The sequence below is a fragment of the Xanthomonas indica genome (assembly GCF_040529045.1).
GTDB classification, from domain to species: domain Bacteria; phylum Pseudomonadota; class Gammaproteobacteria; order Xanthomonadales; family Xanthomonadaceae; genus Xanthomonas_A; species Xanthomonas_A indica.
This window is the reverse complement of record NZ_CP131914.1, coordinates 2805644-2826428: the sequence shown is the minus strand read 5'-3', so window position 1 is coordinate 2826428 and position 20785 is coordinate 2805644. Positions and strand designations below refer to the sequence as shown.

At 70.5% G+C, this 20785-nt stretch carries 16 protein-coding genes and 1 tRNA gene; 6 read left to right on the top strand and 11 right to left on the bottom strand.

The annotated features are described in order from the left end of the window. Positions 1 to 7: 7 nt before the first annotated feature. Complete coding sequence (locus Q7W82_RS12255; protein WP_242161351.1) at positions 8 to 1138, top strand: NAD(P)/FAD-dependent oxidoreductase; 1131 nt, start codon at positions 8 to 10, stop codon at positions 1136 to 1138. A 107-nt stretch (positions 1139 to 1245) separates the two neighbouring features. Here Q7W82_RS12255 and Q7W82_RS12250 read toward each other — a convergent pair whose 3' ends face one another. Together Q7W82_RS12250 and ispG are read right to left on the bottom strand one after the other, a co-directional pair. Then, positions 1246 to 1956: a phosphatase PAP2 family protein gene (locus Q7W82_RS12250; protein ID WP_242161350.1), complete on the bottom strand. Its 711-nt coding sequence runs from the start codon at positions 1954 to 1956 to the stop codon at positions 1246 to 1248. Next, positions 1937 to 3202 (bottom strand): flavodoxin-dependent (E)-4-hydroxy-3-methylbut-2-enyl-diphosphate synthase, encoded by a 1266-nt coding sequence (gene ispG, locus Q7W82_RS12245; RefSeq protein ID WP_017913396.1) that lies wholly within the window; start codon positions 3200 to 3202, stop codon positions 1937 to 1939. Before ispG ends, Q7W82_RS12250 begins: the two co-directional genes overlap by 20 nt. Positions 3203 to 3326: 124 nt before the next feature. Between ispG and Q7W82_RS12240 the strand changes: the two genes are divergently transcribed. The 3 genes from Q7W82_RS12240 (at position 3327) to Q7W82_RS12230 (ending at position 6976) form a co-directional block, all read left to right on the top strand. Further along, positions 3327 to 4550, top strand: coding sequence for an ATP-binding protein (locus Q7W82_RS12240; RefSeq protein WP_242080933.1), 1224 nt, complete (start codon positions 3327 to 3329; stop codon positions 4548 to 4550). Then, complete coding sequence (locus Q7W82_RS12235) at positions 4547 to 5113, top strand: response regulator transcription factor (protein WP_242161349.1); 567 nt, start codon at positions 4547 to 4549, stop codon at positions 5111 to 5113. Before Q7W82_RS12240 ends, Q7W82_RS12235 begins: the two co-directional genes overlap by 4 nt. 72 nt (positions 5114 to 5185) lie before the next feature. Then, positions 5186 to 6976: a sensor domain-containing phosphodiesterase gene (locus Q7W82_RS12230; RefSeq protein WP_242161348.1), complete on the top strand. Its 1791-nt coding sequence runs from the start codon at positions 5186 to 5188 to the stop codon at positions 6974 to 6976. A 28-nt stretch (positions 6977 to 7004) separates the two neighbouring features. On the opposite strand, the gene Q7W82_RS12225 is transcribed toward Q7W82_RS12230, so the two are convergent. Then, positions 7005 to 8567: a sodium/sugar symporter gene (locus tag Q7W82_RS12225; RefSeq protein WP_242161347.1), complete on the bottom strand. Its 1563-nt coding sequence runs from the start codon at positions 8565 to 8567 to the stop codon at positions 7005 to 7007. 107 nt (positions 8568 to 8674) lie between these two features. Then, the gene (locus tag Q7W82_RS12220) at positions 8675 to 11296 is read right to left on the bottom strand and encodes an exo 1,3/1,4-beta-D-glucan glucohydrolase (RefSeq protein WP_242161346.1); all 2622 of its coding nucleotides are present in this window, start codon (positions 11294 to 11296) and stop codon (positions 8675 to 8677) included. Positions 11297 to 11686: 390 nt separating this feature from the next. On the opposite strand from Q7W82_RS12220, the gene Q7W82_RS12215 reads away from it, so the two are divergent. Then, complete coding sequence (locus Q7W82_RS12215) at positions 11687 to 13651, top strand: alkaline phosphatase PhoX (RefSeq protein WP_242161345.1); 1965 nt, start codon at positions 11687 to 11689, stop codon at positions 13649 to 13651. 70 nt (positions 13652 to 13721) lie between these two features. On the opposite strand, the gene pgi is transcribed toward Q7W82_RS12215, so the two are convergent. The 6 genes from pgi to pcnB form a co-directional block, all read right to left on the bottom strand. Continuing rightward, positions 13722 to 15236, bottom strand: coding sequence for a glucose-6-phosphate isomerase (gene pgi, locus Q7W82_RS12210; protein ID WP_242161344.1), 1515 nt, complete (start codon positions 15234 to 15236; stop codon positions 13722 to 13724). Beyond that, positions 15233 to 15613: an aspartate 1-decarboxylase gene (panD, locus tag Q7W82_RS12205; protein WP_160946600.1), complete on the bottom strand. Its 381-nt coding sequence runs from the start codon at positions 15611 to 15613 to the stop codon at positions 15233 to 15235. Before panD ends, pgi begins: the two co-directional genes overlap by 4 nt. Before the next feature lie 179 nt (positions 15614 to 15792). Further along, on the bottom strand, positions 15793 to 16632 hold the full coding sequence (gene panC, locus Q7W82_RS12200; RefSeq protein WP_242161343.1) for a pantoate--beta-alanine ligase: 840 nt from the start codon (positions 16630 to 16632) through the stop codon (positions 15793 to 15795). Next, the gene (panB, locus tag Q7W82_RS12195) at positions 16629 to 17447 is read right to left on the bottom strand and encodes a 3-methyl-2-oxobutanoate hydroxymethyltransferase (protein ID WP_242161342.1); all 819 of its coding nucleotides are present in this window, start codon (positions 17445 to 17447) and stop codon (positions 16629 to 16631) included. Before panB ends, panC begins: the two co-directional genes overlap by 4 nt. A 31-nt stretch (positions 17448 to 17478) precedes the next feature. Beyond that, positions 17479 to 17979, bottom strand: a complete 501-nt coding sequence (folK, locus tag Q7W82_RS12190; protein ID WP_242161367.1) for a 2-amino-4-hydroxy-6-hydroxymethyldihydropteridine diphosphokinase — start codon at positions 17977 to 17979, stop codon at positions 17479 to 17481. Between the two features lie 5 nt (positions 17980 to 17984). Further along, positions 17985 to 19403, bottom strand: coding sequence for a polynucleotide adenylyltransferase PcnB (gene pcnB / locus Q7W82_RS12185; RefSeq protein WP_242161366.1), 1419 nt, complete (start codon positions 19401 to 19403; stop codon positions 17985 to 17987). Between the two features lie 30 nt (positions 19404 to 19433). Between pcnB and Q7W82_RS12180 the strand changes: the two genes are divergently transcribed. Next, positions 19434 to 19508: transfer RNA gene (locus Q7W82_RS12180), tRNA-Glu, on the top strand. Between the two features lie 249 nt (positions 19509 to 19757). Here Q7W82_RS12180 and folE2 read toward each other — a convergent pair. Next, positions 19758 to 20687: a GTP cyclohydrolase FolE2 gene (folE2, locus tag Q7W82_RS12175; RefSeq protein WP_242161365.1), complete on the bottom strand. Its 930-nt coding sequence runs from the start codon at positions 20685 to 20687 to the stop codon at positions 19758 to 19760. Positions 20688 to 20785: the final 98 nt, after the last annotated feature.

Here is a 20785-nt window from a genome sequence, read left to right as displayed (position 1 = left end):
GGCGTCCATGCGCAGCCCCACCCCAACCCGCTCAACCCATCCCAGCGTCGCGATCGTCGGTGGCGGCCCCGCCGGACTCACGGCCGCGGTCATCTTAAACCGCCATGGTTGGCCGGTCTCGGTGTTCGAAGGCGACGCCTCGCTGGAGGCGCGCGACCAAGGCGGCACGCTCGACCTGCACCCGGAAGATGGCCAGTTGGCCCTGCACAAGGCCGGGCTGCTGGAACGGTTCAAGGCGATTGCGCGCTACGAGGACCAGGAGCAGCGATCGCTGGACTACGCCACCGGTGCCGTCCTGCGCGAGGAGGTGCCGCTTCCGGGGACCGGCGATCGCCCGGAGATCGACCGTCTCGTGCTGCGCCGACTCCTGCTGGAAGCGACCGATGGCACCACCATCCGCTGGGACAGCAAGGTGACCGGCGTGATCGGCAACCGCAGCGGGGGATACCGCCTGCAGTTGCAAGATGGGCTCACGCCCGCCTTCGATATCGTGATCGGCGCAGACGGCGCCTGGTCGCGCGTGCGCAGCGCAGTGACCCCGGTGGTCCCGGCGTACACCGGCGTGACCTTCGTCGAACTGTGGCTGTCCGAGGTGGATACCCGGCATCCGCACAGCGCGGCGCTGGTCGGGCACGGCACGATGTTCGCGCTGCACGGCCCCACCGGCATCATCGCGCAACGCAACGGCGGCGGGACGATTCGCGTCTATGCCGCCTTCCGCACCGGCCCCGAACACGGCGATTGGCCGGACAGCGCCTTGCACGGCATCGACAAGCCCGCCCTGCTGGCGCGCTTCGATGGCTGGTCGGCGACCTTGCGGCGCCTGATCGCCGATGCGGACCGCATCGCCGCCATACGCCCGATCGTGGCCTTGCCGCCGGGACTACGCTGGCCGCACCGCAGCGGGTTGGCGCTGGTCGGCGATGCGGCGCACGTCATGCCGCCGCTGGGCGTCGGCGTCAACCTGGCCATGCTCGACGCCGCCGAACTCGCCGAAGCCCTGGTCGGCGCCGCGGACTGGCGCGGCGCGATGCAACGCTGGGAAGTGGCGATGCTCAACCGTGCCGCCGGGTTCGCCTCGCTGTGCCGCGACGGGTTTGCCGAGATGTTCCCCGACGCAGCGCTCCCGGGCGCGTGAGCGCCACGCCTTGCGGCTGCGCGGCGCGCGCGCCAAGCGACGTGCAGCCCGCGGTGTCCGGCCTTGCGACGCCATGGGTCACAGCGCCGCGATCGCGCTGCCGCGCGTCAGCTCGCCAGCCGCCGTGCGCGCCAGCGCGGCCGGCGCTCGCCGCGGAACAGCAGCAGGTACAGCCCCACCACCCACACCAGCGCCGCGCTCCAGCCGCCGAGGATGTCCGAGGGGTAATGCACGCCCAGGTACACCCGCGACACGCCGACCAGCAGGGTGAAGCAGCCGGCCAGCCACAGCACCGGCCAGCGCCAGCGGGTGCGCCAGCTCAGCGCGATCAGCACCGCCGCCAGGGTCATCGAGCCCATCGCGTGGCCGCTGGGGAAACTGAAGGTGTGGTGCTCCGGCGCGATCGACTCCCACAGGCTGGGCCGGTCGCGCTGGAAGAACTGCTTGGCGCCCATGTTCAGCAGCGCCGAACCGATGAAGGACAGCGCCGCGAACAGCGCCTCGCGCCAGCGGCGCAGGCCCAGCAGTACCAGCACGATCAAGGTGTCCAGCGGGATCACACCGTACTGGTAGCCGGCCTCGGTGACCACGGTGAAGAACCGATCCCAGCCGGGGCTGGTCAGGCCGCGCATGCTCCACAACAGCGGCTCGTCGAAGTAGAGGTCTTCCAGCGCATGCACTTCGTCGGCCAGGGCCACGAACACGCCCAACGGCAGCAGCACCCCGGCGAACAGCAGGATCACGCGCCAGGCATTGCGCCGCAGCCAGCGGCGCAGGCCGGCCGCCTCGGCGGCGGACTCATCCGGTGCGGCGGACATAGGTCCGTTCGACGTAGTCGTCGATCAGCGCGACGAACTCGTGGGCGATGTTCTCGCCACGCAGGGTCACCTTCTTCTCGCCGTCGATGAACACCGGCGCGGCCGGCGCCTCGCCGGTGCCGGGCAGCGAGATGCCGATGTTGGCGTGGCGCGACTCGCCCGGCCCGTTGACCACGCAGCCCATCACCGCCAGGGTCATGCTCTCGGCGCCGGGATGGGTCACCTTCCACTCCGGCATCTTCGCGCGGACGTGGTTCTGCACCACCTTGGCCAGCTCCTGGAAGAACTCGGAGGTGGTGCGGCCGCAGCCCGGGCAGGCGGTGACCAGCGGGGTGAAGGCGCGCTGGCCGGTGGTCTGCAGCAGTTCCTGGGCGACGATCACTTCCTGCGTACGCGACTGCCCCGGCTCCGGGGTCAGCGAGATGCGGATGGTGTCGCCGATGCCTTCCTGCAGCAGCACCGCCAGCGCCGCGCTGGAGGCGACGATGCCCTTGCTGCCGATGCCGGCCTCGGTCAGGCCCAGGTGCAGGGCGAAGTCCGAGCGCTGCGCCAGGTCGCGGTACACCGCGATCAGCTCCTGCACGCCGCTGACCTTGCAGCTGAGCACGATGCGGTCGCGGCCCAGGCCCAGTTCCACCGCGCGCTCGGCCGAATCCAGCGCCGAGCGGATCAGCGCCTCGCGCAGCACCCGGCCGGCATCCCACGGCACTTCGCGCCGCGAGTTCTCGTCCATCAGCTGCGCGGCCAGCGCCTGGTCCAGCGAGCCCCAGTTGGCGCCGATGCGCACCGGCTTGTCGTACTTGAGCGCGAATTCGATCAGCTGCGCGAACTGGGTGTCCTTCTTCTTGCCGAAGCCGACGTTGCCGGGATTGATCCGGTACTTGGCCAGCGCCTCGGCGCATGCGGGCTCGGCGGCCAGCAGCTGGTGGCCGTTGTAGTGGAAGTCGCCGATCAGCGGCACCTCGATGCCCATCATCCGCAGCTTGTCGACGATGCGCGGGATCGCCGCGGCCGACTCCGGGTTGTTGACGGTCAGGCGCACCAGTTCCGAGCCAGCGCGCCACAGTTCGGCCACCTGCTTGACCGAGGAGGCGACGTCGGCGGTGTCGGTATTGGTCATCGACTGCACCACCACCGGCTTGCCGCCGCCCATGGTGACGCCGCCGATGCGGACCGGCTGGGTGAGACGGCGCGCCCAGGGCGCGGCGTCGGCGGGAGGCGTGGGGCGGCTGACGGCGTCGTACATGCGCCCATTTTAGCCTGCGCGGCGCATCCTGCCGCACGCGCCGGCACCGGCGATTCAGCGAGGCGGCGCCGCTGCGACGGTTTGTCGCAGGCAGGCCCTGGTCCCAGCGCATACGATGCGCAGCATGGATTCCACCGATGCCTCCTTCCTGCGCACCCTGTGCAGCCTGCGCTGGCTGGCCACCGCCGGCCAGGCCGCGACGATCCTGGTGGCGACCTGGCCGCTGCAGTTGCCGCTGCCGCAGGCGCCGCTGTGGGCCGGCGTGGCGGTGCTGGCGCTGTTCAACCTGTACGCGCAACTGCGCCTGCGCCATGCCGACTCGGCCGCGCCGGCCACCGCCTTCGGCCACATCCTGGTCGACGTGACCGTGCTGACCTGGATGGTCGGCTGGAGCGGCGGCATCGGCAACGCCTTCGGCTCGCTGTTCCTGGTGCTGATCGCGCTGGCGGTGCTGGCCCTGCCGCTGCGCTGGGCGCTGGCGGTAGCGCTGGCCTGCGTGGCCGGCTATGCGGTCAGCGCGCTGTTCGGCCTGCCGCTGCCGCACGGCCCCTACCAGGCGCTGGACCTGCAACGCTGGGGCATGGCGGCCAATTTCCTGCTGTCCACGGTGGTGGTGCTGGTGTTCTCCACCCGCCTGGCGATCGCCATGCGCGAACGCGAGCGCGAGCTGGCGCTGCTGCGCGAGCGCTTCACCCGCAACGAGGGCATCGTCGCCCTGGCCACCCATGCCGCGTCGGTGGCGCACGAGCTGAACACGCCGCTGGCGACGATGACCCTGCTCACCGACGACATCGCCGAACAGAGCGACCAGCCGGAACTGCGCGAGGACCTGGACACCCTGCGCGAACTGCTGGTGCAGTGCCGCGAGCGGGTGCTGGCGCTGGCCGCGCCGGCGCAGCGCGCCGGCGGGCAGACCGTGTCGTTGGCGCAGGTGCTGCACCAGTGGCAGTTGGTGCGGCCCACCGTGCGCCTGCGCCGCAACGACGACGCGCCGCTGCAGCTGCGCATGGAAAGCGCCATCGGCCACCTGCTGCAGGTGCTGCTGAACAACGCCGCCGACGCCGGCGAACGCGCCGGCCACCCGCAGGTGGACCTGAACGTGCGCGTCACCGGCAGCGAACTGGTCGGCGAAGTGCGCGACTACGGCGGCGGCTTCGACGCCAACCAGGTCGGCCTGCCGGCCACCCTGTTCCGCAGCGGCAAGCCCGAGAGCATGGGCGTGGGCCTGGCGCTGTCGCATGCGACCATCGAACGCCTGGGCGGCGAGCTGTGGACCGAGCCGGCGCCGGACCACGGCGCCCGGGTCGGCTTCCGCCTGCCGCTGCTCGCCCTGGAGACCTCCGCATGAACACCGACACCCCGCTGGGCCTGCTGGTCGACGACGATCCGCTGTACCTGCGCACCCTGCAGCGCACCCTCGCCCGCCGTGGCCTGGACACGCGTACCGCCGACAGCGCCGCCGCCGCGCTGGCGCTGGCCGCCGAAACGCCGCCGGACTATGCGCTGATCGACCTCAAGCTCGGCGACGAATCCGGCCTGGCGCTGATCCAGCCGCTGCGCGCGATCCGCGCCGACATGCGCATCCTGCTGGTCACCGGCTACGCCAGCATCGCCACCGCGGTGGAGGCGATCAAGCTCGGTGCCGACGACTACCTGCCCAAGCCGGCCACCGTACCGATGATCCTGCGCGCGATCGGCCTGGAGGCCGAGGAGGACGAAGACGAGGACGGCAGCGACGTGCCGGATGCGATGACCCCGCTCAGCCGCCTGCAGTGGGAACACATCCAGCAGGCCATGCACGAGACCGGCGGCAACGTCTCCGCGGCCGCACGCCTGCTCGGCATGCACCGCCGGTCGCTGCAACGCAAGCTGGCCAAGCGCCCCAGCCCGCAGCGCGACCCGCCGCGCTGAGCCGCGCGGCGCGGCCTGAACCGCGCCCGGGCCTGGCGCTCAAGTCCCCCGGCGCCGGGCCGCTAACTCGGTATGTTGAAATCTCCGCCCGCCTTGCTGGACGAGCCGCAACGGCTCAGCGCCCTGCACCAGCTCTGCCTGCTGGATACCCCGGCCGACCAGGTCTTCGACCTGGTCACGCAGCTGGCGTCCCGCTACCTGCGGGTGCCGATCGCGCTGGTCTCGCTGATCGACGAAAAGCGCCAGTGGTTCAAGTCCCGGGTCGGCCTGGAGGCGGCGCAGACGCCGCGCAGCCAGGCGTTCTGCGCCTACGCGATCCACAGCCCGGAGCTGATGGTGGTGCCCGACGCGCGCCAGGACCCGCGCTTCCGCGACAACCCGCTGGTCACCGGCCCGCCGTTCATCCGCTTCTACGCCGGCGCGCCGCTGCTGATGGCCGACGGCGCCAGCCTCGGCACGCTGTGCGTGATCGACAGCGAGCCGCGCCACGAGCTCGACGAGGTCGCGCGCCGCACCCTGCAGGACCTGCGCGACCTGTTGATGGTGCGCATCGACACGCTGCGCAACAGCGGCTTCGTCGACGCCCTGACCGGGCTGCCCAACCGCAGCCGCTTCAACGACGACCTGACCATGTGGCTGTCGCTGCAGAGCGCGGACCAGCACGACACCGCGGTGGCGATCGACGTGTGCGGCATCGAGTACTTCCGCGACATGGTCAAGGCGCTGGGCTGGGAGTACGCAGAAGGTTACCTGCTGGCCGCACGCGATCGCCTGCGGCAGGCGCTGGACCGCCTGCCGCTGTACCGCATCGACACCACCACCTTCGTGTTCATCATGGAAGGCAGCGACACGGCGCACCTGGAGTACTGGTGCGAACACGTCTGCGACGCCTTCGCCGCGGCGATCGACCACCAGGGCATCCCGCATGCGGCCAGCCCCTCGCTGGGCGCGGTGCGCCTGGACGGGGCGCTCAGCGCCAACCATACGGTGCGCTCGCTGACCACCGCGGTGGACATGGCGCGCCAGCGCGGCCAGCGCTGGAGCCTGTACGAACGCAATCACGACGCCAACCAGCGCAACGCCTTCCGCATCCTGGCCGCCTTGCCCGAGGCGCTGGAGGCGCAGGGCCAGCTGAGCCTGCACTACCAGCCGCGGGTGAGTCTGCGCAGCGGCGAATGCGTTGGCGTGGAAGCGCTGCTGCGTTGGCAGCATCCGCTGCTGGGCACGGTGGCGCCGAACGACTTCATCCCGCTGGCGGAAAAGACCGCACTGATGAGCCGCATCACCGCCTGGGTGCTGCGCACCGGCATCGCCCAGGCGGCGCTGTGGCAGCAGCGCGGCTATGGCTTCAGCGTCTCGCTGAACGTGTCGGCGGTGGACCTGGAGCAGGTCGACTTCATCGTCCGCCTGCAGGCGCTGCTGCAGCAGCATGCGCTGGCGCCCGGCGCGCTGGAGATCGAATTCACCGAGAGCGCGATGATCCGCGATCCGCAGCGGGTGGCCGAACAGCTGCAGCAGATCAGCGTGCTCGGAGTGAAGATCGCCATCGACGACTTCGGCACCGGCTACAGCAATCTCGGCTATCTGAAGAACATCCCGGCCAGCGCGCTGAAGATCGACCAGTCGTTCATCCGTGCCCTGCCCGGCAGCCGCAGCGACGGCATGCTGGTGCCGTCGATGATCCATCTCGGCCACGATTTCGGCCAGCAGGTGGTGGCCGAGGGCATCGAGAGCGAAACCGTGTACCGGATGCTGCGCGACTGGGGCTGCGACGAGGGCCAGGGCTACTGGATCGCGCGACCGATGACGGCCGAGGCGCTGGACGCCTGGCTGGCCGAGCCGTGGCAGGGCGGCGACGCCTGAGCGCGCCGCGCCACGGCCCGCCCGTGGCTCACCAGAACACCGCGTACAGCGCCACCAGGATCGCGATCACCGCGGCCGCGCCAAGCTTGAAACCGAGCGTGGTGCCGTAGCGCACGTCGTCGGTGCGGATCAGGTCGCGCGCTGGCGCCTGCGGGGTCAGCAGCGACACCACCACCGCCGCAACAAGCGACAGCACGAACACCAGGCCGATGCGGTCCATGAACGGCAGTTCCGGCCACAGCTTCTTCAGCGCGAACGACAGCAGCACCGAGCCGATCGCCGCGGTCAGCGCGCCGGCCTCGTTGGCGCGCTTCCAGAACAGGCCGAGCATGAAGATCACCACCACGCCCGGGGTGAAGAAGCCGGTGAACTCCTGGATGAACTGGAAGCCCTGGTCGAAATTACCCAGCAGCGGCCGCGCGGTGAGGATGCCGATCAGCACCGAGGTCACCGCGGCCACCCGGCCGACCCGCACAAGCTGCGGCTGGTCGGCCTGCGGGCGGAACTTGGCGTAGAAGTCCAGGGTGAAGATGGTCGCCACCGAATTGATCTTGGACGCCAGCGAGGCCACGATCGCCGCCACCAGCGCAGCGAACACCAGGCCGAGGATGCCGCTGGGCAGCAGTTGCATCATGGTCGGGTAGGCCTGGTCCGGCTTGGCCAGGTCCGGCGCCAGCACCACCGCGGCGATGCCTGGCACCACCACCACCACCGGCATCAGCAGCTTGAGGAAGGCGGCGAACACCATGCCCTTCTGCGCCTCGCCGATGTTCTTGGCCGCCAGCGCGCGCTGGATGATGTACTGGTTGAAGCCCCAGTAGCTGATGTTCATCACCCACAGGCCGCCGAGCAGCACGCTCAGGCCCGGCAGATCCTTGTAGAACGGGTTGTCCTTGGACAGGATCATGTGGAAGTGCTCGGGGTGCGCGTTCCACAGGTGGCGGAAGCCGGCGAGCACGCCGGCGCCGTCGCCGATCCGCGACAGGGTGAGCCCGGCAACCAGCAGGCCACCCAGCACCAGCAGGGTGACCTGGACGATGTCGGTCAGCGCCACCGCCTTCAGCCCGCCGTACAGCTGGTAGACCAGCGCGAACACGCCGATCAGCGCCAGCGCCAGGGTCTGGTCCATGCCGGTGACCTGGCTCACCGCGATCGAGCCCAGCCACAGGATCGAGGTCAGGTTGACGAACACGTACAGCAGCAGCCAGAACACCGCCATCAGCGTGCGGATCCACTTGCCGTAACGCTGCTCCAGGAACTGCGGCATGGTGTAGATGCCGTTGCGCAGGAAGATCGGCAGGAAGAACTTGCCGACGATCAGCAGGGTCAGCGCCGCCATCCACTCGTAGGAGGCGATCGCCAGGCCGATCGCATAGCCGGAACCGGCCATGCCGATGATCTGCTCGGCGGAGATGTTCGCCGCGATCAGCGAGGCGCCGATCGCCCACCACGGCAGGGTCTTGCTGGCCAGGAAGTAGTCCTCGGCGCTCTTGCGGTGCCCGGCCTTCTCCCGCGACACCCATTGCGCGAGCAGGAAGATGCCCGCCAGGTAGACCACCACGATCGCCACATCCAACGTCGCCAACCCCACTGCCTTCTCCTACGGGCCGCAGCCCTGTCGCACCGTTGTCCATGACGCCCCCCGCATGGGCGGCGCCGCTCGTTCAAGAAATCCGTCCGCGGCCGTCGCGCCGCCACTCAGTGCAGCGGGCAGTCGACCACGCTCTGCGCGTCGTTGCTGCTGCCCAGCGCGATCCGCGACAGCGCCATGTCCAGCGCGCCGTCGCTCTCGATCTCCGGCAGACGCTCCAGCCGGGTCAGGTCGGCGCCGGCCGCCGCGAAGCACTTCAACGGCACGCCCAGCGTGCGCCACTCGCCCTTGGGCAGCGCGGCCAGGGCCTTGCCCAGGTCCACGCGCGCGCCGCAGTCGTGGCCGCAGGCCACGCCGATGCGCGCGGCTGCGCCGGGCGCCGCGTCCACCTTCAACGTCAGGATCAGTTGCACGTCGCCATTGCTCTCGCGCGAGACGTCCAACGGCTTGGGCAACACCAGCGCCATGCCGGCCTTGCCGCCGCCGGACCAGACGAAGCGCCGCGCATCCTCCTGCGCCTTGTCGTCGATCGCGGTGACCTTCAGCGATCCGTCGGCCAACGCCGCCGGAAAGGTCGCCGCCGGCAGGTTGGTCTGGGCGCCGCCGAACAGGATCAGGTTGATGCCGGTCGCCGGCTTGCCGCGGTCCAGGTATACCCCGCCCACCGCCTGCGCGCCGGACACGCCCGACACCTCGGACAGGCGGCTCAGATCGCCCTTGTCTTCATAGGTGAGGCCATAGCCGAAGGCGAACTGCGGGTTGTAGTTCTTCTGCCCGACGTTGTTGGCGAACTGCACCGCGGTGCGCGGCCAGGAGAAGCTCAGCTTGCCGTGGAAGTCGTACTGCACGCTGCCGTCGGGCTTGCGCAGCAGCACGTCGGCGATGCCGCCGCCTTCCGAGCCGGGCAACCAGGCCGCGACGAAGGCGTCGGCGGCATTGATCTCGCGGTTCACCCACAGCGGCCGCCCGCTCAGGAACACCGCCACCACCGGGATGCCTTGCGCCTTGAGCGACTTGATCAGGTCCAGGTCGCTGTCGTCGCCGGGCTTGTACAGCAGCGTGGCGACGTCGCCCTGGAATTCGGCGTAGGGATGTTCGCCGAACACCACCACCGCCACGTCCGGCTTGGTCGCGAACTTGCCGTCCACCGCCAGTTCGGCGCTGCCGCCGGCGGCGCTGACCTGCTGCTGCAGGCCCTCCCAGATGGTGGTGCCGTTGGGGTAGTCGGCGCGCTTGGTGCCGGTGCCCTGCCAGTTGAGGGTCCAGCCGCCGGCCTGCTTGCCCATGTCGTTGGCGCCGTCGCCGGCCACCAGCAGCTTGAGTTGCGGCTTCAGCGGCAACACCTGCTGCTGGTTCTTCAGCAGCACCAGCGATTCGCGCACGGCCTGCCGCGCCACCGCGCGGTGCTCGGGCGCGCCCAGCAATGCGAACTTGCCGCCGAGCGGGCGCTGCGACGGCTTGCCGGCCTCGAACAGGCCCAGGCGCAGCTTCACCCGCAGGATGCGCCGCACCGCATCGTCCAGCCGCGCCATCGGAATCTGGCCCGACTTCACCGCCTTCAGCGCGTTCTCGTAGACGCCCTTCCAGCTGTCCGGCGCCATCAGCATGTCGACGCCGGCGTTGAACGCGGCCGGGCAGTCGTCCTTGCGGCAGCCGGGGACCTGGGCATGGCCGTTCCAGTCGCCGACCACGAAGCCGCCGAAGTGCATCTGCCCCTTCAGCACGTCGGTCAGCATGACCGTGTTGCCGTGCATCTTGACCCCGTTGACGCTGTTGAACGAGGCCATCACCGTCTGTGCCCCCGCGGCGATCGCCGGCGGATAGCCGGCGCCGTGGATGTCGCGCAGTTGCTGCTCGCTGATGCGGGTATCGCCCTGGTCCTTGCCGTCGGTGGTGCCGCCATCGCCGAGGAAGTGCTTGACCGAGGAGATCACGTGCGACCCGTCCAGGAAACCCGGCGTGCCGGGCACGCCCTGCAGCCCCTCGACCACCTTGCCGGCGAAGCTGGCCACCACCTCGGGCGACTCCGAATAGCCTTCGTAGGTGCGGCCCCAGCGGTCGTCCTGCGGCACCGCCACGGTCGGGGCGAAGGTCCACTCCATGCCCGTGGTACGGGTCTCGACGGCGGTGATCTCGCCGATCTTGCGCATCAGGTCCGGGTCGCGGGTCGCGCCCAGGCCGATGTTGTGCGGGAACAGCGTGGCACCGACGATGTTGCTCTGCCCGTGCACCGCATCGATGCCGAAGATGATCGGGATCGCCGGGCCGGCGCCGTCGGTCTGCATCGACGCCGTGTAATAGGCATCGGCCAGCGCCAGCCACTGCGCAGGGCTGGCGTCGTACTTGCCGCCGGGATCGGAATTGCCGCCGGCCAGCACCGAGCCGATGTGGTACTTGCGCACGTCCTCCGGGGTCATGCTGCCGATGTCGCCCTGCACGGTCTGCCCGACCTTCTGCTCCACCGACATCTGCGCCATCAGCTTGGTGATGCGCGCCTCCAGCGCCGGATCCTCCTTCAGCGGCCAGGCCGGCGACGGCCAACGGTCCGGGTGGATCGGCGGGGGCGGCGGCGCGGCCGCCGGTGCGGCCGGAACGGAGCGACCCGGAACGGCGGCGGCCAGCGCCAGCAGCCCCAAAGCGGCGGCCGCGGCCAGCGCCGTGCGAAGTGGCGCGCGCGCGCCAGCGGTCTGTGTGTGCAAGAGACTCCCTCCCAGGAACGGCGAACGCATGCCATGTCGCGGCCGGACCGCCCACGCCGAAGGGCGGCCGGCGCCTACGCTTCCCGAATCGCCCCAAGCCTGTCAACCGCGGCGCGAGGTATGCCCCAATGCCAGCGGTATATCGATTGACGCTATAGCGATGGAATACCGGCCGCGCTTACCTGGGGCCGCGTCCCGGTCGTCACCAGCGCTCCCGGCCGCCATCCGCGGCCCCGGGTTTGTTGCGCCGCAATATCGGCTGGGCGGCGCACTGCGCAAGGCGGTGGCTGGTCCGGCGCCTGTCGCCGGCCGCGGTGCGTTCGCAGGTTTCAAACAAATGTCACCAAGCACGCCTAGGTTGGGCCTGGCCGGCACAGGGGGGGAGTGGCCGGTATCCCGCCCGTTCTGGAGAGTCCCCCGATGTCCCATCTCCCCGATTCCGGTCGCCGCCGTGCCCTGCGCCTGCTGGCCGGTACCTCCCTGCTGCCGCTGGGCAGCCTGTCCGCCGCGGCGTTGGCCAGCGACCCCACGACTGCGCGTCTGCCGGCCCAGCCCCTACCGCGGCCAGGCCACCCGCCCCGGCCGCGCGTGCGCGCGGTCCGCTTCGACGGCATGGCGGCGCCGTCGCTGGCCGAGCCGGCGGCGATGGCCACCACCAGCGTGCGCTCGCATGTCGATGTGGTCCTGCACGACGGCAGCCGCCAGCGGTATGCCCTGGCCTACCGCCCGTTCTTCATGACCGGCGACCAGGTCCCCGACGGCGCCGGCGGCACCGTGCTGGCCGGCGGCTACTACGACATCCACAACCGCCCGATCCTGGACCGATCGGTCCCCGGCAGCGAACGTCCGTTCTTCTCGGATTGTCCCGACGGCTCGTCGCTGCTGACCCTGCCGCACGCGCACGTGCCCGGCGTGCGCGGCAACACGGTGTTCGCGGTGGTGCAGTTCGAGTACACCACGCGCGACCTCGCCGGCAACGGCACCTATCGCCAGTTGCCGGCGCCGATCGCGGTGCTGACCCTGGACCAGGACCCGCGCACCGGCCACCTGCGCCTGGTCAAGTACCACAACGTCGACACCTCGGCGGTCCACGGTCTGTGGACCACCTGCGGCGCCAGCCTCTCGCCCTGGAACACGCATCTGTCCAGCGAGGAGTACGAACCCGATGCCGCCAGCATCGCCGGCAACACCCAGTTCCAGCGCTTCAGCGAACACCTCTATGGCGATCCCAGGCGCGCCAATCCCTACCACTATGGGCACCTGCCGGAAGTGACCGTGCATGCCGACGGCAGCGGCAGCATCCGCAAGCACTACTGCCTGGGCCGCATCTCGCACGAACTGGTGCAGGTGATGCCGGACCGGCGCACCGTGCTGATGGGCGACGACGCCAGCAACGGCGGCCTGTTCCTGTTCGTCGCCGACCGCCCCTGCGACCTGTCCAGCGGCACCCTGTACGTGGCGAAGTGGCGGCAGCGCTCGGCCAGCGGCCCCGGCGCCGCCACCCTGGACTGGATCCGCCTCGGCAGCGCCAGCAGCGACGAGATCGAGGCGATGGCCGACGTGTTGCGCATCGACGACATCATGGACGTGGCCACGCGCGATCCGGGCGACACCAGCTACACCCGCATTCCCTACAGCGGCGGCTTCAACTGGGTGCGGCTGCGCCCGGGCATGGAACAGGCCGCCGCCTTCCTGGAAACCCACCGCTACGCCGCGCTGGTCGGCGGCAGCCTGGGCTTCACCAAGATGGAAGGCACCACGGTCGATCCCCGCGACCGCATCGCCTACTCGGCGATGTCCTACATCCAGGGCAGCATGCTCGACGGCTCCGGCGACATCCGTGTGGAAGGGCCGACCGCCGGCGCGATCTACGCGCTGCCGTTGCGCGGCGGCCAGCGCGACCAGCTCGGCCGGCCGATCTGCAGCGACTGGGTACCGGTGTCCATGAGTGCCCCGCCCGCACTGACCGGCCGCGACCTGCCCGCGGCCGACGCGCTGGGCAATCTGGCCGACCCCGAGCGCATCGCCAATCCGGACAACATCAAGTTCTCCGAACGCCTGCGCACGCTGTTCATCGGCGAGGACAGCGCCATGCACGTGAACAACTTCCTGTGGGCCTACAACGTCGACACCGGCACGCTGTCGCGCCTGCTGTCGGTGCCGGCCGGCGCCGAATCCACCGGCCTGCATGCGGTCGACGAGATCCATGGCTGGACCTACGTGATGAGCAACTTCCAGCATCCGGGCGACTGGGAAAGCCCGCTGCACGACAAGGTCAAGGCGCAACTGGATCCACTGATCCGCGCCAACTACAAGGACCGCTACGGCGCCGCGGTGGGCTACCTCACCGGCGACCCGGTCGGATTGCGCCTGGACGAGGTCTAGGCGCAGCGCCCGGCAGCGTTGAACGATCGCGCGAGCCGCTCAGGCTCGCGCGATCGGGATGTGGACCCGCTCAGCCCTGCAACCGCGCCAGCACCGCGCGCGTGACCGGGTCGGCGACCTCGGTGGACTGGCCCTGCAGCGCCGGCAGCAACTGGCTGGCCAGTTGCTTGCCCAGTTCGACGCCGAACTGGTCGAAGGCGTTGATGCCCCAGACCACCGACTGCACGTACACGCTGTGCTCGTACATCGCGATCAGCGCGCCCAGCGCCTGCGGGGTCAGCGCGTCGAGCAGGATCAGCGTGCTCGGGCGGCCGCCCGGATAGTCGCGGGCCGGATCGTCGCTGCCCTGCCCGTTCGCCAGCGCCTCGGTCTGCGCCAGCAGGTTGGCCAGCAGCGCCTGGTGGTTGACCGTGTACGGGTCGTCGTTGCGGATGCAGCCGATGAAGTCGGCCGGCACGATGCTGGTGCCCTGGTGCAGCGCCTGGAAGAAGCTGTGCTGCACGTCGGTGCCGGCGCCGCCCCACCACACCGGCACGGTGTCGGCCTCGACCGGGCTGCCGTCCAGGCGCACGCGCTTGCCCAGGCTTTCCATCACCAGCTGCTGCAGGTAGGCCGGCAGCAGCGCCAGGCGCTGGTCGTAGGTCATCACCGCCTGCGTCGCGTAGCCGAGCAGGTTGCGGTTCCACAGCGTGGTCAGGCCGTGCAGCACGGCCACGTTGCGCTCCAGCGGCGCAGTCAGGGCGTGTTCGTCGAACTGCGCGGCGCCTTCCAGCAACTGTTCGAAGGCGTCAGCGCCGATCGCCAGCGCGATCGGGAAGCCCACCGCCGACCACAGCGAGTAGCGGCCGCCGACCCAGTCCCACATCGGCAGCACGCGGCCGGCGGCGATGTCGAAGGCCTTGGCGGCCCGCTCGGGGTTGGCGCTGACCGCGTACAGGCGCTCGCTGCCGCCCAGCCAGTCGCGCAGGATCTGGCCGTTGAGCAGGGTTTCCTGGGTGCCGAACGTCTTGGAGATCAGCACGCCGGCGGTGCGCGCCGGATCCAGCGTGGCCAGGGTGCGCTGCATCGCCGCGCCGTCCACGTTGGAGACGAAATGCACGCGGAAGCGCGCGCCAGCGACCGGACGCAGCGCGTCGGCGACCAGGCGCGGGCCGAGATCGGAGCCGCCGATGCCGACGCTGACGATGTCGGTGACCTCGGTCTGCGCCAGTGCGTCGATCAGCGCGCGCATGCGCTGCTGCACCTCGCGGGCGCTGGCGTGGGCCTGGCTGGCCACCGGCGCGCCGGTGAGGTCGCCGCGCAGCGCGGTATGCAGCGCGGCGCGGCCTTCGGTGACGTTGACCGTCTCGCCACGGAACAGGCGCTGGAACGCGCCGGCCAGGTCGTGCTCGGCGGCCAGCGCCAGCAGCGCGTCGAGCGCGGCGCGGTCGTACTTCTGCCGCGCGAAATTGAAGTACAGCGGTCCGACCTGCAGCGCCAACGTCTCGGCACGGCCGGGTTCGGCCGCCAGCAGGTCGGGAAGGCGCGCCCCGCGCAAGCGCTGGGCGTGGGAATGCAGTGCGTCGAAACCGGTGGACTGTGTCATGCGGCCTGCTTTGGGATGCTGTGGTTGGTGTGGGTGATCTTGTTGTTGCCGTCCACGTAGACCAGGGTCGGCTGGAAGCGCGCGGCTTCCTCTTCGCTCATGCCGGCAAAGGCGGCGATGATGATCAGGTCGCCGACCTGCACGTGGCGCGCGGCGCCGCCGTTGAGCGAGATGATGCCGCTGCCCTCGTCGGCGCGGATCGCATAGGTGCTGAACCGCGCGCCGTTGGTGACGTCCCAGATGTGCACCTGCTCGAACTCGCGGATGCCGGTCGCCTCCAGCAGCAGCCCGTCGATGGCGATCGAGCCTTCGTAGTTCAGCTCGGAATGGGTGACGGTGGCGCGGTGGATCTTGGTCTTCAACAGGCTCAGTTGCATGGGGCGGACTGCGGTCAGGAAAGACGCGCAGTTTAGCAGCCGAGGGTTAGGTGGCGGTGGTGGCCGGGCCGCCTCGCATCCAGCACCGCAGGAGCGGCTTCAGCCACGACAGGCGTTCACGGGGAAGCCCGGTCGCGGCTGAAGCCGCTCCTACGACACCGGCCCAGGGCCTGCCGCGCTCAGAATTCCAGGTTGTCGATCAGCCGGGTGCGGCCCAGGCGCGCGGCGATCAGCGCCACGCGCGGGCCGGTACCGTCCTGCGGCTCGCTCAGGTCGGGCGCACGCAGCACGCTGTAGTCGACCTCGAAGCCGGCCGCCTGCAACTGCGCGGTCGCGTCCGCCTCCACCTGCGCGCGCGGGCGCCCGGCCAGGTGACCGTCGCGCATCGCCCGCAGGGTGCGGTGGATCTGCGCCGCGCGCGGCCGCTCCTCGGCCGACAGGTACTGGTTGCGCGAGCTCATCGCCAGGCCGTCGGCCTCGCGCACGATGCTGCCGCCCAGGATCTCGATCGGGAACGCCAGGTCGGCGACCATCTGCCGGATCACCGCCAGTTGCTGGTAGTCCTTCTTGCCGAACGCGGCCAGGTCCGGCTGCACCTGGTTGAACAGGCGTGCAACCACGGTGCAGACGCCGTCGAAATGGCCGGGCCGGCAGGCACCCTCCAGCACTTCGCTGACGCCGGGCGTGTGCATGCGCAGCGCCAGTTCCACGCCCAGCGGGTACATGCTCTCCACCGTCGGCAGCCACAGCACGTCGCAGCCGGCGCCTTCCAGGCCGCTGGTGTCGGCTTCCGGGGTGCGCGGGTAGCGGGTGAAATCCTCGTTCGGGCCGAACTGGGTCGGGTTGACGAACACGCTGGAGACCACGCGGTCGGCGTATTGCCGCGCCAGCATCACCAGCGAGAAATGCCCGGCATGCAGGTTGCCCATGGTCGGCACGAAGGCCACGCGCAGGCCCTGCCGCTTCCAGCCGGTGACGACGGCGCGCAGTCGCGCCAGGTCGGTGATGGTCTCGATCATTTGGCGTAGGCGTGTTCGGCGTCGGGGAAGGTGCCGGCACGCACCGCGTCGGCGTAGGCGCGCGCGGCGCCGGCGATGGAGCCGCCCTCGGCCAGGAAATCCTTGACGAAGCGCGGGCGACGGTGGCCGCTGTCCAGGCCGAGGAAATCGTGCATCACCAGCACCTGGCCGTCGCACTCGGGGCCGGCGCCGATGCCGATGGTGGGGATGTCGATCTCGGCGGTGATCCGCGCGGCCAGCGGCGACGGCACGCATTCCAGCACCAGCAGCGCGGCGCCGGCCGCGGCGACCGCCTTGGCGTCGGCGAGCAGCCTGGCCGCAGCGGCTTCTTCGCGGCCCTGGATCTTATAGCCGCCGAAGGTCAGCACCGACTGCGGGGTCAGGCCCAGGTGCGAGCACACCGGGATGTCGCGCTCGCTGAGGAAGCGGATCACCTCCAGCTTGTGGCCGGCCCCCTCCAGCTTGACCATCTCCGCCCCGGCCTGCAGCAGCCGGGCCGACGCGTCCAGCGCGCGCTCGGGGGTGGCATCGGACTGGAACGGCAGGTCGGCCACCAGCAGCGCCCGCTGCAGCACCCGCGCCACCGCGGCGGTGTGATAAGCGATGTCGTCCACGGTCACCGGCAGGGTCGAGTCGTGGCCCTGCACCACCATGCCCAGCGAGTCGCCGATCAGGATCAGGTCCACGCCGTTGGCGTCGAAGGTCCGCGCGAAGCCGGCGTCGTACGCGGTCAGCATCACCAGCTTCTGCTGGCGGCGCTTGGCCTCGGCCAGGGCGGGAACGGTCCAGGGCTTGCTGTCGGCGTGGCTGCTCATAAGCTCATGTGCTGCGGTAATGAGCCGAGCATTATCTACCGATTGGCACGATCCCGCCGGTTTCGATGCGGTCGCGTGCGTCACGCACCGTTCCATGCCCCGGAATGACCGCCTCCGCGGCGATCTCCGCCAGCGGCAGCAGGACGAAGGCACGCTGGTGCAGGAACGGATGCGGCACCTGCAGCCCGGGCAGGTCAATCACCGCCTGCGCGTACAGCAGCAGGTCCAGGTCCAGGGTACGCGGGCCCCAGCGCTCGCCGGGCAGGCGCTGGCGGCCGTGGCGGCTTTCCAACTCAAGCAGCGCCTGCAGCAGCGCCGGCGGCGGCAGCGTGGTGGTGACCAGCGCCGCGGCGTTGATGAAGTCCGGCTGGTCCTCGCGGCCCCAGGCCGGGCTGCGATACAGCTGCGAGGCGCGCAGCAGGCGGGTCTGCGGCAGGGTGTCGAGCGCGGCCAGGGCCGCGCGCAGGGTCGCCGCGGCGTCGCCAAGGTTGCCGCCCAGGCCGATGCAGGCCTGGACCGGCGTCTCCACCACGGTGCTCACTCGACGGGCGCGGTGGCGTCCGGGCGGCGGCGCCGGCGCCGGCGGCGCTTGGGGGTCTCTTCGCTGTCGGCCGGCGGCGCGAACGCCAGCTCGTCGCCGGCGTAGTCCACCTCCGGGTCGAAGCCGCGCGGCGGCGGCGCGTAGCCGGGCTGCTGCTGCAGCTCGCGCCAGTAGGCGATGTCGGCCGCATGCTCGTCGGAGGCGGACTGGCGCACGATCAGGAAATCGAACGCGGCACGGAAGCGCGGATGCGACAGCGTGCGCATCACCCGCTTGCGCTGGCGTGAGGTGAAGCGCGACTGCAGCAGCCAGATCTCCTGCATCGGCAGCGAGAAGCGCCGCGGCAGCGCCACGGTGCTCAGTTGGTGCAGGGTCACCCGGTCGGCGGCGCGGCGTTGCGCCTCCTCCATCTGCATGCCCTGCTTCTGCAGGGTCATCAACGCACGGCAATAGGCCGGCCACAGCAGCAGCGCGAACAGGAACGCCGGCGACACCGGCTCGTCGTTGGCGACACGGTTGTCGGTGTTGCGCAGGCCCTCGATCAGCATCCGCCGCAATGCGCCGCTGCGGTTGGAGCGCAGCGCCGCCGCGCTCTCCGGGAACAGCGCGGCGAGCAGGCCGTGCCGTTCCAGGCCCTCGAAGCTGGCCACGCCGTGGCCGGACAGGAACAGCTTGAGCACTTCCTCGAACAGCCGCGCCGGCGCGGCCTCGGCCAGCAGTCCGGCCAGGCGCGGGATCGGCTCGGCGGTGCCGGCCTCGATCTCGAAATCGAGCTTGGCCGCCAGGCGCACCGCGCGCAGCATGCGCACCGGGTCCTCGCGGTAGCGCTGCTCGGGGTCGCCGATCAGCTTCATCAGCCGCGCCTGCACGTCCTCGAAGCCGCCGGTGTAGTCGCGCACCGAGAAGTCCTCGATGGCGTAATACAAGGCGTTGCAGGTGAAGTCGCGGCGCACCGCATCGTCCTCGATGCTGCCGTAGACGTTGTCGCGGACCAGGCGACCGTTGTCCACCTCGCGGTCGCCGCTGCCGTCGTCGACGTTGGCGCGGAAGGTGGCGACCTCGATGATCTCGCGGCCGTAGACCACGTGCGCCAGGCGGAAGCGGCGGCCGATCAGGCGGCAGTTGCGGAACAGCTGCTTGACCTGCTCGGGGGTGGCGTCGGTGGCGACGTCGAAGTCCTTGGGCTGGACCTGGACCAGCAGGTCGCGGACCGCGCCGCCGACCAGGTACGCGCCGAAGCCGGCTTCGCGCAGCCGGTACAGCACGCGCAGGGCGTTGGGGCTGATGTCCTTGCGCGAGATGGGGTGCTGATCGCGCGGGATCGCGCGCAGGGTGAATGGCGATGGAACTGGCGGATTGATGATGGCGCTTCCGTATCGGGTTGCGGGATTGCCGAAGGGCGGCGAGACCCATATACTAGCGCGCTGCAATCGACGCGACCAAACGCTCCCTTCGTCTAGTGGTTAGGACGTGGCCCTCTCAAGGCTAAAACAGGGGTTCGAGTCCCCTAGGGAGCGCCATCCTCGCCTCGGCTGCAGCGCGACACAGCAAAAACCCCGCCTTGGCGGGGTTTTTTGCGTTTCGGGGAACTGCGGCATGGGCAGGACGGGGCCCAGGCGCCGGCCATCCTGGACCCGGCGCATCGCGGCTTGGCCCATCCCCGGCAAACGGCCGCGGTCGCCACGCCGCCCGGATGATCGCGGCCAGCCAGGCCGTCGCCACGGACCGCGCGGCCCGGTGGACGGCCAGCAGACGCCTGGCACCGGATCTCAGCGGACGGCCTCGGCCAACGCCCCCGCCGCCGACGCGGTCTCCGCCACCGCATCGTGCGCATGCAGGCTCTCCAGATGCCGCACCTGCACCTGCACCTCGGCGTAGTGCGCGCCCAGCGCCTGCTGCAGGCGCCGCGCAGCGTCCTCCACGTACATCAGATTCTCGCCGTTGCGGCGCGCGAACGCCTGTTCGTCGGCGCGGCGCACCGCCGCCTGCACCGGCGTGGCCAAAGCCTGCTCGGCCAGCGCGATCACGCCCTCGGCGTCGAAACACACCGCGCGCGCCGACAGGCCGACCCGGACCGAGGCCACGCTGCGCTGGCTATGCGGGGTGGCATGGCTGCCGTGCCGGAGCAGCCAGTCCGCCACCGCCTCGCGCGGGACCGACGCCTGATCCACGTGCTGCTGCACGAAAGCCTCGCTGAGCAGTTGCCGCGCAAGCGCCGCCGAGCATGGGCAGGTCGAGGAGTACAGCAACTCCACGCCCAACCCCAGACGGACCACGCCGCCGCGCAGTTCGGCGTCGATCCGCAGCGGATACGCCCGCCATCCGGCCAGCCCCGGCGTGTGCAGCGCCGGGCTGCGCCGCAGCAGGTCCAGGCGCAGCGACACCCGCGCTGCGGTCGAGGCGCAGTCGGCATGGCTGTGCACCATCGCCCGCAGCAACTGCGACAGCCGCGACGGCGACAGCGGCTGCTGCGCGCTCTCGTCGAGGAGGCGGTACAGCCGCGACATATGAATGCCCTTGACCTGCGCCGACGGCAGGTCGACGGCGAGCGCGGCCTGCGCCGGCACGGGTGCCGCAGGCGCGCCCTCGCCCACCTCCAGACAGATCGGCACCGCGATGCCGTCCATGCCCACCCAGTTCAGGGGTGCGGCGATCTGCGAAGGTTCGTCGGCAGCGACATCGGGCAAGGGCGAGGAGATCTGCAGGTTCATCGGATCGACTGGAGCGGCAAGGGAGCGAGGGACGGCAAGCAAGCCGGAGTGACAATTGTTATAAAGTAACACAACAAGCGCACGCC

Excerpts from the sequence above, each read along its gene's own strand:
- Q7W82_RS12255 (WP_242161351.1), top strand. The coding sequence starts at position 8 with ATGCGCAGCCCCACCCCAACCCGCTCAACCCATCCCAGCGTCGCGATC.
- Q7W82_RS12250 (WP_242161350.1), bottom strand. The coding sequence starts at position 1,956 with ATGTCCGCCGCACCGGATGAGTCCGCCGCCGAGGCGGCCGGCCTGCGC.
- ispG (WP_017913396.1), bottom strand. The coding sequence starts at position 3,202 with ATGTACGACGCCGTCAGCCGCCCCACGCCTCCCGCCGACGCCGCGCCC.
- Q7W82_RS12240 (WP_242080933.1), top strand. The coding sequence starts at position 3,327 with ATGGATTCCACCGATGCCTCCTTCCTGCGCACCCTGTGCAGCCTGCGC.
- Q7W82_RS12235 (WP_242161349.1), top strand. The coding sequence starts at position 4,547 with ATGAACACCGACACCCCGCTGGGCCTGCTGGTCGACGACGATCCGCTG.
- Q7W82_RS12230 (WP_242161348.1), top strand. The coding sequence starts at position 5,186 with ATGTTGAAATCTCCGCCCGCCTTGCTGGACGAGCCGCAACGGCTCAGC.
- Q7W82_RS12220 (WP_242161346.1), bottom strand. The coding sequence starts at position 11,296 with ATGCGTTCGCCGTTCCTGGGAGGGAGTCTCTTGCACACACAGACCGCT.
- Q7W82_RS12215 (WP_242161345.1), top strand. The coding sequence starts at position 11,687 with ATGTCCCATCTCCCCGATTCCGGTCGCCGCCGTGCCCTGCGCCTGCTG.
- pgi (WP_242161344.1), bottom strand. The coding sequence starts at position 15,236 with ATGACACAGTCCACCGGTTTCGACGCACTGCATTCCCACGCCCAGCGC.
- panD (WP_160946600.1), bottom strand. The coding sequence starts at position 15,613 with ATGCAACTGAGCCTGTTGAAGACCAAGATCCACCGCGCCACCGTCACC.
- panC (WP_242161343.1), bottom strand. The coding sequence starts at position 16,632 with ATGATCGAGACCATCACCGACCTGGCGCGACTGCGCGCCGTCGTCACC.
- panB (WP_242161342.1), bottom strand. The coding sequence starts at position 17,447 with ATGAGCAGCCACGCCGACAGCAAGCCCTGGACCGTTCCCGCCCTGGCC.